The sequence below is a fragment of the Polaromonas sp. genome (assembly GCF_041689105.1).
Classification (GTDB): domain Bacteria; phylum Pseudomonadota; class Gammaproteobacteria; order Burkholderiales; family Burkholderiaceae_C; genus Polaromonas.
In genome coordinates this window covers 15,015-31,832 of record NZ_JBDNGU010000111.1, presented here as the reverse complement: position 1 = coordinate 31,832, position 16,818 = coordinate 15,015, and the positions used below count along the sequence as shown (strand labels likewise).

The 16,818-nt window shown below is 62.1% G+C and carries 13 protein-coding genes and 1 pseudogene; 8 read left to right on the top strand and 6 right to left on the bottom strand.

The genetic code is table 11. The features are described 5' to 3' along the window. Positions 1-402 precede the first annotated feature (402 nt). Both ACESMT_RS12105 and ACESMT_RS12100 read left to right on the top strand, forming a co-directional pair. Entirely contained in the window at positions 403-1,032 is a 630-nt protein-coding gene (locus ACESMT_RS12105; protein ID WP_372826848.1) for a TRAP transporter small permease subunit, read from the top strand. Positions 1,033-1,047: 15 nt separating this feature from the next. After that, positions 1,048-2,889 carry a TRAP transporter large permease subunit gene (locus ACESMT_RS12100; RefSeq protein ID WP_372826847.1) on the top strand — a complete coding sequence of 614 codons (1,842 nt, stop codon included), beginning with the start codon at positions 1,048-1,050 and terminating at the stop codon, positions 2,887-2,889. 127 nt (positions 2,890-3,016) lie between these two features. On the opposite strand, the gene ACESMT_RS12095 is transcribed toward ACESMT_RS12100, so the two are convergent. From ACESMT_RS12095 to ACESMT_RS12075, 5 genes and pseudogenes are all read right to left on the bottom strand, one after another. After that, positions 3,017-4,099 carry a TRAP transporter substrate-binding protein gene (locus tag ACESMT_RS12095; RefSeq protein ID WP_372826846.1) on the bottom strand — a complete coding sequence of 361 codons (1,083 nt, stop codon included), beginning with the start codon at positions 4,097-4,099 and terminating at the stop codon, positions 3,017-3,019. Between the two features lie 167 nt (positions 4,100-4,266). Beyond that, positions 4,267-5,334, bottom strand: a pseudogene (locus ACESMT_RS12090) (TRAP transporter substrate-binding protein). A 156-nt stretch (positions 5,335-5,490) separates the two neighbouring features. Next, on the bottom strand, positions 5,491-7,386 hold the full coding sequence (dxs, locus tag ACESMT_RS12085) for a 1-deoxy-D-xylulose-5-phosphate synthase (RefSeq protein ID WP_372826845.1): 1,896 nt from the start codon (positions 7,384-7,386) through the stop codon (positions 5,491-5,493). Positions 7,387-7,448: 62 nt separating this feature from the next. Beyond that, the gene (locus tag ACESMT_RS12080) at positions 7,449-8,360 is read right to left on the bottom strand and encodes a polyprenyl synthetase family protein (RefSeq protein WP_372826844.1); all 912 of its coding nucleotides are present in this window, start codon (positions 8,358-8,360) and stop codon (positions 7,449-7,451) included. A 4-nt stretch (positions 8,361-8,364) separates the two neighbouring features. Further along, positions 8,365-8,604 carry an exodeoxyribonuclease VII small subunit gene (locus tag ACESMT_RS12075; protein ID WP_372826843.1) on the bottom strand — a complete coding sequence of 80 codons (240 nt, stop codon included), beginning with the start codon at positions 8,602-8,604 and terminating at the stop codon, positions 8,365-8,367. 217 nt (positions 8,605-8,821) lie between these two features. Between ACESMT_RS12075 and ACESMT_RS12070 the strand changes: the two genes are divergently transcribed. The 4 genes from ACESMT_RS12070 to ACESMT_RS12055 all read left to right on the top strand — a co-directional run bounded on the left by ACESMT_RS12070 (position 8,822) and on the right by ACESMT_RS12055 (position 14,698). Continuing rightward, on the top strand, positions 8,822-9,952 hold the full coding sequence (locus tag ACESMT_RS12070; protein ID WP_372826842.1) for an aromatic ring-hydroxylating dioxygenase subunit alpha: 1,131 nt from the start codon (positions 8,822-8,824) through the stop codon (positions 9,950-9,952). A 98-nt stretch (positions 9,953-10,050) separates the two neighbouring features. After that, positions 10,051-10,992, top strand: a complete 942-nt coding sequence (locus ACESMT_RS12065; protein ID WP_372826840.1) for a DMT family transporter — start codon at positions 10,051-10,053, stop codon at positions 10,990-10,992. A gap of 154 nt (positions 10,993-11,146) precedes the next feature. Beyond that, complete coding sequence (locus ACESMT_RS12060) at positions 11,147-12,046, top strand: sulfurtransferase (RefSeq protein WP_372826839.1); 900 nt, start codon at positions 11,147-11,149, stop codon at positions 12,044-12,046. A gap of 78 nt (positions 12,047-12,124) precedes the next feature. Continuing rightward, positions 12,125-14,698 carry a PAS domain S-box protein gene (locus ACESMT_RS12055; protein ID WP_372826838.1) on the top strand — a complete coding sequence of 858 codons (2,574 nt, stop codon included), beginning with the start codon at positions 12,125-12,127 and terminating at the stop codon, positions 14,696-14,698. Between the two features lie 107 nt (positions 14,699-14,805). On the opposite strand, the gene ACESMT_RS12050 is transcribed toward ACESMT_RS12055, so the two are convergent. Next, complete coding sequence (locus ACESMT_RS12050; RefSeq protein WP_372826837.1) at positions 14,806-15,288, bottom strand: hemerythrin domain-containing protein; 483 nt, start codon at positions 15,286-15,288, stop codon at positions 14,806-14,808. Positions 15,289-15,551: 263 nt separating this feature from the next. Between ACESMT_RS12050 and ACESMT_RS12045 the strand changes: the two genes are divergently transcribed. Continuing rightward, on the top strand, positions 15,552-15,722 hold the full coding sequence (locus tag ACESMT_RS12045) for a hypothetical protein (RefSeq protein WP_372826836.1): 171 nt from the start codon (positions 15,552-15,554) through the stop codon (positions 15,720-15,722). Continuing rightward, positions 15,719-16,747, top strand: a complete 1,029-nt coding sequence (locus tag ACESMT_RS12040) for an SDR family oxidoreductase (RefSeq protein WP_372826835.1) — start codon at positions 15,719-15,721, stop codon at positions 16,745-16,747. Before ACESMT_RS12045 ends, ACESMT_RS12040 begins: the two co-directional genes overlap by 4 nt. Positions 16,748-16,818: the final 71 nt, after the last annotated feature.

Genomic DNA, 16,818 nt, shown 5'->3' with positions numbered 1-16,818 from the left:
GCTTGGGCCGCAGATGAATGGGCAGATGAAGGAGGTAATGAGGGAGGTAAAGAGGGGAGTGGAGGGTCTGAAGCCAAAACCGTCGTCCTGGTAAGCCGGCTGCAGCCTGCCAACCCTGGCAAGTGCGCACCGCGCATGGGGTGAGCCAGAATAGCAGACAAGCGTATGCCCTGAGTTGGTCCGAGGCACCCAAGACCCGTCAGCTCACTGGTGCCAGTGCCTCTGCTGCTTGACCTCTGGTTGCCCGCCTCCCCAAGACCCTCTACCAGACAAAATTCAGGGTTAACCCGAAAATTCTCCCTCTCCTGCTTTCAGTGCTGCGTCAGGCTTACCGCTTAACATCAGGGAACCGAAGAGTCACTTCCTGCACAGCGCTTTTCCTCTTTTTCTCGGAGACCTCTCTTGTCCGCACTTCTCAAACTGGCGAAAGCCATCGACTGGCTGAATGCCCAGGTCGGTAAATACGTGATCTGGCTGATCTTTGCAGCCACCATCATCAGCGCCGTCAATGCCATCGTGCGCAAAGTTTTTGACATGAGCTCCAACGCCTATCTTGAAGCCCAGTGGTATCTGTTTGCCTGGTCCTTCCTGATGGCGGCCGGCTACACCTTGCTGCACCGCGAGCATGTGCGGATTGACGTGCTCAACAGCCGCTTGTCCAAGCGGACCCAGGTGTGGATAGACATCTTCGGCCTCACCTTCTTCCTCACACCTCTGTGCCTCGTCGTACTCTATTTCAGCGCACCGATGGCCGTGCAGATGTACCAGAGCGGCGAAACATCAGGCAACTCTGGCGGTCTGATCCGTTGGCCGGTCTGGGCCGCCCTGCCCTTCGGTTTTCTGCTGCTGATGCTGCAAGGGTGGTCTGAACTCATCAAGCGCATCGCCTTTTTACGCGGCCAGGGACCGGACCCCATGGGCCGGCTCACGGACAAGTCGGCCGAAGAGGAGTTGATCGAGGCGCTGCGCGTCCAGGCCCTTTCCGAAATCCCTGAAACCAGCCTTCCGGCCGGCAACCCCACTCAACGCTGAGCGCGCGGACTTTTTATGGAATTTTTCACCACCAATTTCGCCCCCATCATGTTTGTGGGGTTGATCATGTTTTTGCTGCTGGGTTTTCCAGTGGCCTTCAGCCTCGGCGCTTGCGGGCTGTTTTTCGGCTTCGTTGGCATAGAGATGGGCGTGTTCCCTTCTTCGGTGATTGCGTGGTTGCCGCAACGCCTGATCGGCATCATGTCCAACGACACCTTGTTGGCGGTGCCCTTTTTCACCCTGATGGGGCTGGTGCTTGAACGCACCGGCATGGCCGAGGACCTGCTCGACACCGTCGGCCAGGTGTTTGGCCCCCTGCGCGGCGGCCTGGCGCTTGCCGTGATTTTTGTGGGCGCCCTGCTCGCGGCCACGACCGGCGTGGTAGCGGCCTCGGTGATCTCCATGGGCCTGATCTCTTTGCCCATCATGCTGCGTTATGGCTATGACCGGCGACTGGCCAGTGGCGTCATTGCTGCCTCCGGAACTCTTGCACAAATCATTCCCCCCTCCCTGGTGCTGATCATCATGGCCGACCAGCTCGGCCGCAGTGTCGGCGACATGTACAAAGGTGCGTTCCTGCCGGGCTTCATGCTCATGGGCCTGTACGTGGGCTATGTGCTGTTGCTGGCATTCTTCAAGCCCGAACGGGTTCCGGCGCTGCCACAGGAAGCGCGCACTTACCGTGAAGCCGATGGCAGTGGCGGTTACACCTCGCTGGCGATATTGGCAGCGCTGTCCACCACGGTCGCCGTCTTTCTGGCACGTCACATGGAGGACTTGCACAGCTGGTGGCAGGGCAAGGAAGTCGCCATGGTCGCGACCGACGAAAAAGTCGTGGTCGCGTTGTGTGGCGGCGTGTTTGTGGCGCTGGTCATTGCGCTGCTCAACCGCAGCGCCAAGCTTGGCCTGCTGTCGCGCCTGGCCGAACGCGTGACGTTTGTACTGATCCCGCCGCTGCTGCTGATCTTCCTGGTGCTGGGCACCATTTTCCTGGGTGTGGCGACGCCGACCGAGGGCGGCGCCATGGGAGCCATGGGTGCGCTGATCATGGGTTGGGCGCGCAAACGACTGAACATGAAACTGCTCAAGCAGGCATTGGCCTCGACCACCCGGCTCTCGAGCTTTGTGATGTTCATTCTGATCGGCGCGACCGTCTTCAGCCTGGTGTTCCAGGCCGCAGATGGCCCTGTCTGGGTTGAGCATCTGCTGGCAAACCTGCCAGGAGGCCAGGTCGGATTTCTGATTGTGGTCAACCTGCTGATTTTCTTCCTGGCCTTCTTCCTCGACTATTTCGAGTTGTCTTTCATCGTGGTTCCCCTGCTTGCGCCGGTCGCCGACAAGCTGGGCATCGACCTGATCTGGTTTGGCGTGTTGCTGGCGGTGAACATGCAGACATCGTTCATGCACCCGCCCTTCGGGTTTGCCTTGTTCTTCCTGCGCTCGGTGGCCCCCGAAAAGCCTTATGTCGACCGCCTGACCAAGAAAATCATGGAGCCGGTAACCACCATGCAGATCTACAAGGGCGCCATTCCCTTCGTGATCATCCAGCTGACCATGGTCGGCCTCCTGATTGCCTTCCCGCAGTTGGTCACTGGCAGCCTTGACAAAAAGCAGGTTTACAACATGGAAAGCATCGGCGAGCAGATGCGCGACAGCTTGCCATCGACAGACTCACTCTACGGCTCAGAAGAGCCAAAACCAGCCGAGGAAGCGCCTGCCGAGGAAGCCCCCAGGCCGGAGGCTGCTGAACCGGAAAGTCCAGGTGCCGAAGACGATCCGATGAAGGCCATGCAGGAAGCCCTCAAGGACAAGAGCGGCAGTAAAGACAGCAAGGCAAGCAAAGGGATCAAGAACTAGCCACCCCGCTCCGCCGGGGCGCAGCCACTTCCTTCCGATCAAGCCGCAAATCCCCGCCCAATAAAAAAGCCGCCCTGGGGCGGCTTTTTGCATGATCACCTGCCTTGAAGGGCAGGTAGTCAACAACTCAGATCTTGACCGTGTTCATGTACTGGTTGAACGGGTACTCGGAGAAGCGGTTCCACAGGATTTGGTCGCGCTGGAAAGCACGCATGTCCTGGTGGATCTTCTTGAACTCGGGTGACTTGGCTTCATGCTCGGCAAACACCTCCATGGAGGATTTGTAGCCAGCGTCCATGACGGCCTTGGGGAAAGCCACGAGCTTGGTCTTCTCGGCCACCAGTTTTTTCAGGGCGATCGGGTTGTACGCGTCGTACTTGGCAGTCATGTCGGACGCTGCAACCTTGCAGGCGGCATCCAGAATGGCTTTGTTCTCGTCCGACAGCGTGTTGAACTTCTTGATATTGATAAAGAACTCCAGGTCGGCGCCGCCTTCCCACCAGCCGGGGTAGTAGTAGTAAGGGGCAACCTTGTTGAAGCCCAACTTGGCATCGTCGTAAGGACCGACGAATTCAGCGGCGTCCAGCGTGCCCTTTTCGAGCGCCTGGTACACATCACCGGCGGGCATGTTTTGTGCCACCACGCCGAGCTTGGCCATGGCCTCGCCGAACAGACCGCCACCCAGGCGCATTTTCAGGCCTTTGAGGTCGGCCACGGTCTTGATCTGCTTGCGATACCAGCCACCCATCTGGGTACCAGTGTTACCGCCGCTGGCCGTCTTGAAGTTGTACTGGGCGAAGAAGGCATCCAGCAGCTTGCGGCCATTGCCGAAATCTTTCCAAGCGGCGTTCTGACGTCCTGTCAACCCAAAAGGCACGGCAGTGCTGAACGCAAAAATGGAATTTTTTCCGCTGAAGTAATAAGCGGCCGTCTGGGCCATATCGATCGTGTCCGCCTGCAACGCGTCCACCACGCCGAAAGCGGGCATCAGCTCGCCAGCAGGATGCACCGAAATTTCAAACTTTCCGCTCGACAGCGTCTTGACGGTTTTGGAGAGCATCTCAGCGCTTCCGAAAATGGTGTCCAGCGATTTGGGGAAGCTCGACGCCAGGCGCCAGCGGACTGCAGCCTGCGCATGGACCGCCGGTGCAATACCGGCAGCCAGCACGCCGGCGATGCCGGCATTTTTGATAAGGGAACGACGATCCATGAATTCACTCCAGGTGCATTAAAAAAAACACGGCTTGTGGCCGGGTCACCAACTATTTTCAAGTTGTTTTCGATTGTAAAACTCGCCCTCAGGGGTCCAAGGGCGGGTTTACCCTGCGGGGCGTTGCGCGCCAAACAAGCAGTCAGTCGGCTGTCAGCACGGAGCCTTCATAGCTTCTGGCTTTGCATGAAGCGGTCAAACGTTGATTCGGTGAAGCGGAACCAGAGGTTCTGGTCGCCGCGAAATCTCGCATAGTCGGCATACACCTTGCGCCAGTTTTCGTTGCTGGCCGACAGTTCGCCATAAAGCTGCATGGATTCCTTGAATGCGGCATTCATGACGTCCGCGGGGAATGGCCGGAGCCTGGTGCCGGCCCCGACCAGCTGCTTGAGCGCCGTCGGGTTCCTGGCATCGTATTTGGCCTGCATTTCCACATGGGCCGCAGAACTGGCGATTTTCGCGACCGCCTTGTTGGCGCTGCTCAGAGCCTCATAGGCCTTCTGGTTGATGTACAGGTCCAGCTGCAGGCCGCCTTCCCACCAGCCAGTTGGGCGCGACTTTGTTGAAGCCCAGCTTCTGGTCATCGTAGGGTCCTATCCATTCGACGGCATCGATGCTGCGCTGCTGCAGCGCCTGGTAGATGTCGCCGCCAGGCAGGTTTTGCGGCCGCGCGCCCAGGCGCTCGATGACCTTGCCGGCGAACCCGCCGATCCGGAATTTCAGGCCCTTCATGTCCGCGACGGAGCGGATCTCCTTGCGGAACCAGCCCCCATCTGCGCCCCGGTATTGCCGCAGGCGAAATTGATGATGTTGTAGCCGGCATAGAAATCGCGCATCAGCTTGAGGCCGTTGCCCTCGAAGGTCCATGCGCTCATCTGGCGGCTGTTCAGGCCAAAGGGAATCGCGCCGCCAATGGCAAAGGTTTCGTCCTTGTCCGAGAAATAATAGGGCGCCGTATGGGCCGCTTCGATCAAACCATTTCGCACGTTGTCGACCACATCAAAGGCGGGCATCAACTCGCCAGCCGCGTGGACGGAGATTTCAAACTTGCCGCCCGACACGGCCCGGACATGCTGGGCAAAACTTTCCGCCCCGCCGTAAATCGTGTCCAGTGACTGGGGGAAGCTCGACGCCAGGTGCCAGCGGACCGTTGCCTGCGCATGCACAGCTGGCGCCACGTCAGCCGCTAGCACGCCGGTGATACCCGCATGTTTGATCAGGGCGCGACGATTCATGAAGGACTCCGAAAAGGGAAAGCCAGCTTGCACGGGACCGCGGATCAAGGACAGACGCAGAAGTTACTTCTTGAGCGATTGTAAAAAACCTGGCGCACAGGGGCTTCGTCGGCCCTTGCGTTTCAGCGCTTTCGGAGCCACGCCGCGCCGACGCCGCTAACTCACTGACTTCAGCACCGGCTGGGTCGCCCTTGAAGGGGCCAACAAGCTGTTGAAACGCGCGGTGATCGAATGCGCAATGCCCGCAGCATCCAGGCCCTGCAGTGCCAGCAACCTGGCCGGATCGCCGTGCTCGGTGAACTCATCGCGCAGACCCAGTTGCAGCAACGGTTTGCCGATGCCGGCCTGGGCCAGCGCCTCGGCCACCGCACTGCCGGCGCCACCCATGACGGCGCCCTCTTCCAGCGTGACCAGCGCCTCGTGGCTGGCTGCCACCTGCAGCAGCAGGTCCAGGTCCAGCGGCTTGGCCCAGCGCATGTTGACGACGGTGGCGCCGAGTTTTTCGGCGGCTTGCAGCGCCGGATACAGCAGCGTACCGAAGGCCAGAATCGCGACGCCCGCGCCCTGGCGGCGCACCTCACCCTTGCCGAAAGGCAGGGCATCGAGATTGGGCTGGGTCGCCACGCCGGCACCTGCACCGCGCGGGTAACGCACGGCCACCGGGTGGTTTTGCTCAAACGCGCTGCTCAGCAGCATGCGGCATTCGTTCTCGTCAGCGGGGCAGGCCACGCTCATGTTGGGGATGCAGCGCAGGTAGGCGATGTCGTAGGCGCCCGCATGCGTGGCGCCGTCGGCCCCCACCAGGCCGGCGCGGTCGAGTGCAAACACCACCGGCAGATTCTGCAGCGCCACATCGTGGATCAACTGGTCATAACCGCGCTGCAAAAAGGTCGAATAGATCGCCACCACCGGCTTGAGGCCTTCGCAGGCCATGCCTGCGGCAAACGTGACCGCGTGCTGCTCGGCAATGCCGACGTCGTAATAACGGTGCGGAAACCGCTGGTGAAACTCGACCATTCCCGAACCCTCGCGCATGGCCGGCGTGATGCCAACCAGCCGACTGTCTTTTTCAGCCATGTCGCACAACCAGTGGCCGAACACCTGGGTGAAGGTCTGTTTGGCCGGTGCCGTGGATTTTTGCAGCCCCATGGCCGGGTCAAACTTGCCAGGGCCGTGGTAGGCCACCGGGTCGGCCTCGGCCAGCTTGTAGCCCTGGCCTTTTTTGGTCACCACATGCAGGAACTGCGGGCCCTGCAAATGCTTGATGTTTTCCAGAGTCGGGATCAACGACTCCAGGTCGTGGCCGTCAATGGGACCGATGTAGTTGAAGCCAAAATTTTCAAACAGCGTGGCCGGCACCACCATGCCCTTGGCATGGGTCTCCAGCCGCTTGGCCAGCTCGAACAGCGGCGGTGCGACCTTGAGCACCTGTTTACCGACGTTTTTGGCCGAGGCATAGAACTGCCCGCTCATGAGCTGCGCCAGGTAGCGGTTCAGCGCGCCAACCGGCGGGCTGATGCTCATGTCGTTGTCGTTGAGCACCACCAGCAGCTTGCAGTCACACACGCCCGCATTGTTGAGCGCCTCAAAAGCCATGCCCGCGCTCAAGGCGCCGTCGCCGATGATGGCCACCGCGTGGCGGTCTTCGCCCTTTTGCCTAGCCGCCATCGCCATGCCCAGCGCGGCGGAAATCGAGGTGGACGAATGCGCGGTGCCGAAAGTGTCGTATTCGCTTTCTTCGCGGCGCGGAAAGCCGCTGAGGCCGCCGAGCTGTCGCAAGCTGGCCATGCGCTCACGCCGGCCGGTCAGGATCTTGTGCGGGTAGGTCTGGTGGCCCACGTCCCAGACCAGGCGGTCGTCCGGCGTGTTGAATACATAGTGCAACGCTACCGTCAGCTCGACCGTGCCCAGGTTGGAGCTCAAATGCCCGCCGGTTTGCGACACGCTGTGCAGCACATACTCGCGCAATTCGTCGGCCAGCGTCTTGAGCTGGGCGCGCGGCAGCAGCCGCAGGTCTGCGGGGCTGTTGATGGTTTCAAGCAGTGGGTACATCGTGGCGTGCCTTGTTGTTTGCGGGCGCTGCGCGCCTCATTCCTGTTGTTCCTGGCGCATGCTCAGGTCTTTCGGTTCACCAGCATGTCGGCCAGCGCACTGAGCGCCTCCGTGTGCCGGAGTTCGCTGGCCTTCAGGCTGTGATGCGCCTGCGACAGCAGCTCTTGCGCATAGTTGCGCGAGGCAGGCAGGCCCATCAGCGACACAAACGTGGGCTTGTCCTGGGCCGCGTCCTTGCCGGCCGTTTTGCCCAGTGTGGCTGAATCGGCCGTCACGTCGAGAATGTCGTCAACCACCTGGAAAGCCAGGCCAATCGCCGCGCCGTATTCGCGCAACGCGTTCTGTGCCGCCGGCGAGATCGCGCCGCAGGCTGCCCCCATCATCACACTGGCCTGCAGCAGGGCGCCGGTTTTCAGGCGGTGCATGTCGTGCAACTGTTCCGACGACAGGGCCTTGCCCACGCTGGCCAGGTCAATCGCCTGCCCGCCGGCCATGCCCTGGTAACCGGCTGCCCGGGCCAGCATGCGGCACAGCACGGCCTGCGACCGCGCATCGAGCGAGCCGTCCTCCGGCGTCAGGAATTCAAAGGCCAGCGCCTGCAGCGCGTCGCCGGCCAGAAGGGCCTGCGCCTGGCCGAACTTGACGTGCACCGTGGGTTTGCCGCGCCGCAGGATGTCGTTGTCCATGCAGGGCATGTCGTCGTGCACCAGCGAATAGGCGTGGATCAGTTCGACCGCGCAGGCCACACGCAGGGCGGCGGCCGGGCTGCCCTCCACCGCTTCGCAAGCGGCCAGCACCAACAGCGGACGCAGTCGCTTGCCGCCGTCGAGCACCGCGTAACGCATCGCGTCCCCCAAGCCGGCCGGGGCCGGCACCGGCTCGGGAGGCGCGACCCAGTGCATCAAGGCCTTTTCTACGGCAGCGAGTTGCCGGGCGCTCCAGGCGTCCAGCGCAAAAGAGGTGTGCTCAGTCAATGATTTACTCTTGGTTCCAGGGCTTGAGCTCGCCGCCTTCCAGCACCTTGATCTGGCCCTCCACCGCTTCGAGCTTGCTGCGGCAGAACTTGAGCAACTCGGCTCCTCGCTGGTAGCCGGCGAGCAGCTGGTCCAGCGGCAACTGGCCCGATTCGAGCCGGGCCACCAGGGCTTCGAGCTCTTCCAGCGCAGCTTCATAACTGGCCGGGGGAGTGGGGACGGGAGAGGAGGACGTTTTTGCCATGGTATTGGTTCAATGCCTGATTTTAGGCTGTTACGCAGCCTCTGCCGGCGGGCTGTCACTGTCAGCGGCGGCGGGGCCCCTCTGCGGGCCGCGATCCATGCCCGGCGCCAGGGTGCTCACGTTACAATTAACCTTGGTTTCCGTCCTGGCGGCCCCGGCCATGTGGCAAGCCGCCTGCCTGTTCCTCTACCCCCGAACCGCCTCTTTCGGCAAACCCATGTCAGACTTAAGCCTTCGCTTGCTGCAGGCCACCAGCCAGCTTCCCATCTCCAGCTATTTTGATGTCGGCCTGTACCAGCGGGAGCAGCAAAAGCTCTTCACCCGCGGCCCGCGTTATGTGGGGCATGAGCTGGCGGTGCCGAACCTGGGCGACTACTACGCCCTGCCGCAGGAGCTGGGCGGGCGCGCGCTGGTGCGCAATGCGACCGGCGTGGAGCTGATCTCCAACGTCTGCCGCCACCGCCAGTCGACCATGCTGCAGGGCCGCGGCTCGCTGGGCAATGGCGCCGACAGCAACATCGTCTGCCCGCTGCACCGCTGGACCTACAACACCACCGGTGAGCTGATAGGCGCGCCTCACTTCCAGGTCGACCCCTGCCTGAACCTGAACCGCTACAAGACCAGCAGCTGGAACGGCCTGGTGTTCGAGGACAACGGCCGCGACATTGCCGCCGAGATGGCACCGCTGGGCCCGATGCAGGACCTTGATTTTTCCGGCTACCAGCTCGACAAGATCCACCTGCACGAGTGCAACTACAACTGGAAAACCTTCATCGAGGTCTATCTCGAGGACTACCACGTCGGCCCCTACCACCCGGGCCTGGGGGCCTTCGTCACCACCGACGACCTGCGCTGGGAACTGACGCCGCATTACTCGGTGCAAACCGTCGGCGTGTCCGACAAGCTGGGCAAGCCCGGCACCGACACCTACAAGAAGTGGCACGACGTGGTGCTGCAGTACCGCAATGGCGTGCCGCCCAAACACGGCGCGATCTGGCTGACCTGCTACCCCAACGTGATGGTGGAGTGGTACCCGCACGCGCTGGTGGTCAGCACGCTGCACCCGCAAGGCCCGGACAAGACCCTCAATGTGGTGGAGTTTTTCTACCCCGAGGAAATCTGCGCTTTTGAGCGCGAGTTCATCGAGGCCCAGCAGGCTGCCTACATGGAGACCTGCGTCGAGGACGATGAAATCGCCCTGAGCATGGACGCGGGCCGCAAGGCACTGATGCAGCGCGGCGACAACGAGTTCGGCCCCTACCAGAGCCCGATGGAAGACGGCATGCAGCATTTTCACGAGTGGTACCGGCGCGAGATGGGCGCCAGCAAAACCACGCAAATGCTCTGAGGCCGCAGCAGGGGCTGCACTCTATTACTGATTTGATAGCTGCTCGCGCCCGACGCATATGGGCTAGAGCCACTTTCTACTTATAAAAACAGGACACAATGCAAGCCCTCTGGATGCTGGCCGCCGCCTTCTTCTTCGCAACCATGGCGGTCTGCGTCAAGTTTGCGTCCGAGTATTTCAACAGCGCTGAACTGGTTTTCTACCGTGGCCTGCTGGGCATGTTTTTCATGTGGGTGCTGGCCCGCACACGTGGCGTGGCGCTGGCCACCCGCTATCCTGCCATGCACATGTGGCGCAGCCTGGTCGGCGTGATCTCGCTGGGTTCCTGGTTTTACGCCATCGCGCATCTGCCGCTGGCTACCGCGATGACCCTGAACTACATGAGCAGCGTCTGGATCGCCACCTTTCTGGTCGGCGGCGCGCTGCTGATGGGCTTGCTGCCGGCGCGCGGTGACGGCGCAGTACCCGGAGCGAAAGGCGTGGGAGCTCTGTCCAGCCAGGGGCCCCTCGTCCTCACCGTGCTCGCCGGGTTCATCGGCGTCATCATGATGCTGCGCCCGACCATCGAGCAGAACCAGGCTTTTGCGGGCCTGATCGGTCTGATGTCCGGCCTGCTGGCCGCCTTTGCCTACATGCAGGTGATGGCACTGGCACGGGTTGGCGAGCCCGAGACGCGCACCGTGTTTTATTTTGCCGTCGGGTCAGCAGTGGCCGGCGGGTTGGCGATGTTTGTAGCCGGCACCTCCGACTGGAACTGGCATCACGCGCTCTGGCTGATCCCGCTGGGCGTGCTGGCCTCGCTGGGCCAGTTGTGCATGACGCGGGCCTACACCCAGGCGAAAACCCGCAGCGCCACCCTGGTGGTGGCCAATTTGCAGTACTCGGGCATTGTGTTTGGCGCCATCTACAGCCTGGTGCTGTTTGGCGAGCGGCTGCCGCTGATCGGATGGGCTGGCATGGCGCTGATCATGGCCAGCGGCATTGCAGCCACCGTGCTGCGCGCCCGCGCCGCGCCAGGTGCGCCCGCGGAAGAACACTAAGACCAGCCGGGGGCACTTGTCCGACACCACCCGATGCCAAAAGCCAAAAGTCCTTGCAGCCCCTTGCCCCTGCGCGAGATACTTGGCAACACCCTGCGCTGGCCCGCGCTGGCAAATTCCTACCCAGAATTCCATTTTTTGAGCACCGTCTGCCATGTACACCACCCTGATCTCCGCCGAACAACTGCAGGCGCTGGTCGCCGCCCAGCAGCCCCTGCGCGTTTTTGACTGCAGCTTCGAGCTGACCCAGCCGCACGCGGGCAAACAGCACTACCTGCAGGCGCACATTCCGGGGGCGGTGTACGCCGACCTGGACGTCCATCTCAGCGCCAAACACGGCTTGCCCGGCTCGCACGGCGTGGTCACCGCCGGCGGGGCCGACCACCCTGCCTCCGGCGGGCGTCACCCGTTACCCAACCGCGAAAAATTCGCCATCTGGCTGTCCAGCGCGGGTTTGACCAACAACATGCAGGCCGTGGTGTATGACCGCAACGGTGCCAACTATTGCGGCCGGCTGTGGTGGATGCTCAAGTGGGCGGGCCATGAGGCGGTGGCCGTGCTCGACGGCGGGCTGCAGGCCTGGCAGGCGGCAGGCGGCGCCGTGGCCAGCGGCGAGGAGGCTTCTCACTTCCAGTCCAACTTTGAGCTCGGTCCTGAACGCGCCGTGCTGGTCGATGCCGGCCAGGTGGCAGACAGGCTCGGGCGACCGGCGCAAACCCTGATCGACGCCCGCGCTGCCGCGCGGTTCCGCGGCGAGGTCGAACCGCTGGACCCGGTGGCTGGCCACATTCCCGGCGCATTGAACCGCCCCTTCGGCCAAAACCTGGGCGCAGACGGCAAGTTCAAGCCGGCCAGCGAACTCCGGGCCGAGTTTGATGCCCTGCTGGGCGGCCGTGAGCCGGCCAGCGTGGTGCATCACTGCGGCAGCGGCGTCAGCGCCCTGCCCAACCTGATCGCCATGGAAATCGCGGGTCTGGGCCGCACCGGCCTGTATGCCGGCAGCTGGAGCGATTGGTGCAGCGACACGGATCGTCCGGTTGCGCGTGACGCGTGACGCGTGACGCGTGACGAATAAAAATAGCGCCCCCCGGTGCCGCACTGCGCTAGCATCAAGTTGTAACCCATTGCCGCCATGCCCGCCATTCCCCCGCTGGAGTCGGCCTATCTTCTGCCAGAAGAGCTGATTCAAAAACGCCAAACACGAGACCTGCAGACCGTGTCGCTGGTGCTTTTGGTCGGGATGCCGATTCTGATCGCCATCTCGGTGCTGCAAAAACGCCTGTGGTTCGAAGCCCTGATTTGTCTTGCCACCCTTGTCACGGCGGGTGTGGCGCTCTGGCTGCTGCGCCGTGGCCGCTACCTGTGGGCAGGTCACCTGTTGGTATTTTCAATGATCGCCTGCGCGGCGGTGGGCATTTATGCCTTTGGCTCCGTGCGCAGCGCCCTCGTCGTGGGATTCACGGGCGCGGTGGTGACCGCAGGGATGGTCCTGGGCAAAAAGGCGTTGGTCGCGGCGGTGGCGCTCAGTGCGGCAGCGCTGGGCGTCATGACCTGGGCCGAGCGGGCCGGCCTCATGGGCCAGCCCGACCTGTCGGTCGGTCTGCTCTTCTGGCTGCTGCATGTGCTGCTGCTGGTGGGAACCGGTATTGGCCTCTACACCAGCCGCGAGGTTGCCCTGCGCGCCCTGCGCGAGCAACGCACCCAGTTGAAGCGGCGCCAAGAGGCAGAGGCCGAACTGCGCCTGAGCGAAGACCGCTTCAGCCGCATCTTCCGCAGCAGCCCCGCCGCCATCGTTGTGCAGACTTTCGGCAGCATGCAGGTGCTCGACGTCAATCCGGCCTTTGAGCGTCTGTACGGCTACAGCCGGGGTGAATTTATTGGCGGTACCGATGCCGCACTCTGGAACTCACCGGAAGACCGAAAAACGTTTGTACATCAGATGGCCAAAGCCGGTCGCGTGATCAACCTGCCGATGGACGGGCGCACCAAAGACGGTCGCCAGATTCATATCCTCCTGTCCACCGAGATTGAAGGGGATGGCCCGGGCCGCATCGTGGTCTCCACCATCACCGATGCCACCGCCGAGCACCAGGCCAGGCAGGCGGCACGCCAGTCGGCAGAGCTGTTTTCGAAGGCCTTTGATTTCAGCCCCATCAACATGACCATCACGCGGGTGGCCGACGGCCAATTCCTGGCCGTCAATGCGGCCGACGACCAGGTGCAGGGCTTTACCCCGGCCGAATTGATAGGCCGCACGTCGGTGGAGGCCGGGGTTTGGCGCAATGACGCCGAGCGCCAGCAATTCATCAAGGAACTGCGTACACACAGCCATGTAAAAACGCGCGACACGCAGATGCGTCACAAAAACGGCGCCCTGGTGGATTGCCGGATTTGGTCAACGATCGTTGATATTGACGGTGAACCCTGCGTGCTGAGTTCAACCATCAACATCAGCGAAGAAAAGCGGCGAGAGGCCGTGCTGATCGACATCGCCAAGGGACTGTCGGCTGAAACCGGCGAAGCCTTCTTCCGCGCCGTGGTCGAGCACCTGGGCAAGGCCGTGGGTGCTGACCTGGTGATGGTGGGCGAAACGGCCGACGACCGGACGGTGAATTCACTGGCCATGATGCAGGACGGCGTGCTCAAGCTTCCCCTCAGCTATGCGCTGGCCGGCACACCGTGCGACATGGCTATCGCCCAGGACGATTTGTGCGTGTACGGCGACGGTGTGCAAAAGCTGTTTCCGCAAGACCAGTTCCTGGTGGACGGCGGTTTTCAAGCCTATGCGGGCGCAGCGCTGCGTGATGCGGACGGCTCGGTCATCGGTATCGTTAATGCTTTCTGGCGTCGGCCGCAAGCCGCTTCACCCGACCGCAATGCGTTGTTGCAGATTTTTGCCAGCCGCATCACGGCCGAGCTGGTGCGGCTGCGCCGTGACCGCGAGATCCAGCGCCTCAACGAAACGCTGGAGCAGCGCGTCAACGAGCGCACCGAACAGCTTCAGGCCACCAATGCCGAGCTGGAGTCCTTTGGCTACTCGGTTTCGCACGACCTGCAGTCCCCGCTGCGCAGCATCGAAGGCTTCAGCGTGCTGCTGGCCCGCCGGCTCAAGGGCCGGCTCAGCGACGAGGAAGAACGCCTGTTTGACCGGGTCCGCAGCAACGTCGTGCGTATGCACGAACTGATCAACGACCTTCTGGCCCTGGCCCGCGCCAGCAAGGGCAAGCTGGTCCTGGAACGTGTGGATCTCAGCAGCATGGCCAGTCAGGTGCTTGCACAGCTGCGCCAGCGCAATCCGCAGCGCCAGGTGGAGGTGACGATACAGAGCGGCATCAGCGCGCGCTGCGACAGCAAGTTCGCGCGCATCATTCTGGAAAACCTGATCGGCAACGCCTGGAAATACTCACGCGACAAGGACGACGCCAGCATCAGCTTCGGTGCCCTGCCGATCCGCGAAGACGGACGCCGGATGCTGGCCGTCAAAGACAAAGGCGCCGGTTTCAACATGGCCTTTTCAGCCAGTTTGTTCAAACCTTTCCACCGCCTGCACCATGACAACGAATTTGAAGGCAGTGGCATTGGCCTGGCTACCGTGCACCGCATCCTGGAACGCCATGGCGGCCTTATCCGGGCCGAGTCGACCGAAGGCGCGGGCGCAGTTTTCTACTTTTCTTTCGATCCGCGCGGAGGCGTTGCGGGTAGCTGAACCTGCTGCTTGCGGCAGCGTCGCCTGAGAGGACAAGGGTAGCTGCCCGGTTCAGCCGCACGCAAGGGTTGCCGCAGCCAGCGGCGAACCCAGCGTACGGCCTTCACTCAGGCTGTGGCGCTGTCGTTGGCCAGCAACTCTTCCTTGAGCGCGGTGAGCTCGTCCACCATGCCTTTGAGGTCCATATCGCTTTTTCGGGCTTTTGGAAACATCTCGTTGCGCTCTTCTTCAACGTGGTGGTCGATGTATTCGCCCAGCACGATCACCTTGGCATCAAACAGCGCTTCGTCGGGGTCCATGGCGGATATCTGGGCAATCAGGTCCTTGGCGCTGGCATGCTCGACTTCCGCTTCATCGAGCAGCGGATCGTCGGCGATGGCCTCGCGCGCGGCGGGATAGAAGATCTGCTCTTCAATCTCTGCATGCACCGTCAGCTCCGTGCAGATCTTGTCGGCAATCGCCTTGCGCTCGTCACCGGGCGCCTTCGCTTCACTGAGTTTCTTGAACTGGGTAAACATTTTTTTGACAGCAATATGGTCGGCATCGAGCAGGTCGACCGCATCGTTCATCTTGGGGGGTGCTTTGCTCATGTTGAGGTTCCTTGTTCGTGGGTCATTTCACTTCACAGCAAGGTGTGTGTGCTTGCTGTATGCATGGCGGACATGCCAAACACAAAAAAGACTTTAGGTAGCGCCAGCAGGCGCCTGTGTCGGACGCCTTTGATGTTGTTGTAGGACAGTGCGCGGGGGCGCCTGCGCATGATTTGTCCTACACGCAAAGACTGACCGGGTTGACAAGCGCCCCGCGCAGACCCTGCTCAGATGGCCTCATCTTTTTTTCAAGGAGCAAGGCCATGCCGCAAGGAGACAAATCAGCCTACACCGACAAGCAAAAACGCCAGGCCCGGCACATCGAGGAAGCTTATGAAAAAAAAGGCCTGCCTGAAAGCAAAGCTGCGGCTCGCGCCTGGGCCACGGTCAACAAGACCGACGGCGGCGGCAAGAAAAAAAGCGGTCAGGCATGACCGCCTCCTCCAAAAAACCTGCGGCAAGAAAAAGACCTGCGGCCAGGGGTGATCGCGACGAGGCGACTTCCACGGTGCGCAAGCAGCGCAGCATCCAGGCTGACCAGGATGCCAGAGACAGGCGCAAGCCCAACAAACTGCCTGCCAAAAAGGCGGTTCAGGCCGGCGCCCGCGACCAGCCCGCCACACCGCTGCCGGCGCAGCACCTGGACAAACCCGGCCTGGAAGCCGGCATGGCGCTCAAGCCCAACTTCCTGGCGCCTGCCTACGAAGGCAGCAACAAGCTGCGCGGCAAAGTAGCGCTAATCACCGGTGGCGACTCCGGCATAGGCCGGGCCGTGGCCGTGCTGTTTGCGCGCGAGGGTGCCGACATCGCCATCGCCTACCTGAACGAACATGAGGATGCCCGCGAGACCCGGCGATGTATCGAGGCCGAAGGCCAAGCCTGTGTACTGATCCCGGGCGACGTCAAGAACCCGGCTTTCGCGCGCAAGGCGGTGGCAAAAACCCTCAAGGCGTTCGGCCAGCTCGACATCCTCGTCAACAACGCCGCCTTCCAGGAGCACGCGCAAAGCCTGGAGGAACTCGACGAGAAGCGCTTCGAGGAAACCTTTCGCACCAATGTCTTCGGCTACTTCCACATGGCCAAGGCGGCCGTGCCGCACCTGCGCCGCGGCAGCTGCATCATCAACACCGGTTCAGTGACAGGCCTCGAAGGCAGTGCCCAGCTGCTCGATTACTCGGCCACAAAGGGCGCCATCCATGCCTTCACCAAGTCGCTGGCCAGCAACCTGATAGACAAGGGCATACGCGTCAACGCGGTGGCGCCGGGTCCGGTCTGGACGCCGCTGAATCCGGCCGACAAATCGGCGGCCGACATCCGCAAGTTCGGTGAAAAAACCGACATGAAACGCCCGGCGCAGCCCGAAGAGATTTCGCCGGCCTATGTGTTTCTGGCCGCGCCGGTGTGCTCGGGCTACATCACCGGCATCGTGCTGCCCATCACCGGCAGTGTGGGTGCCTGAAGGCGGGGCCGCCGGGTTTTCATTCAAAATCGGGCTGCTGCCCTTGACCAGTATGGGAAAGCAGCTATCAA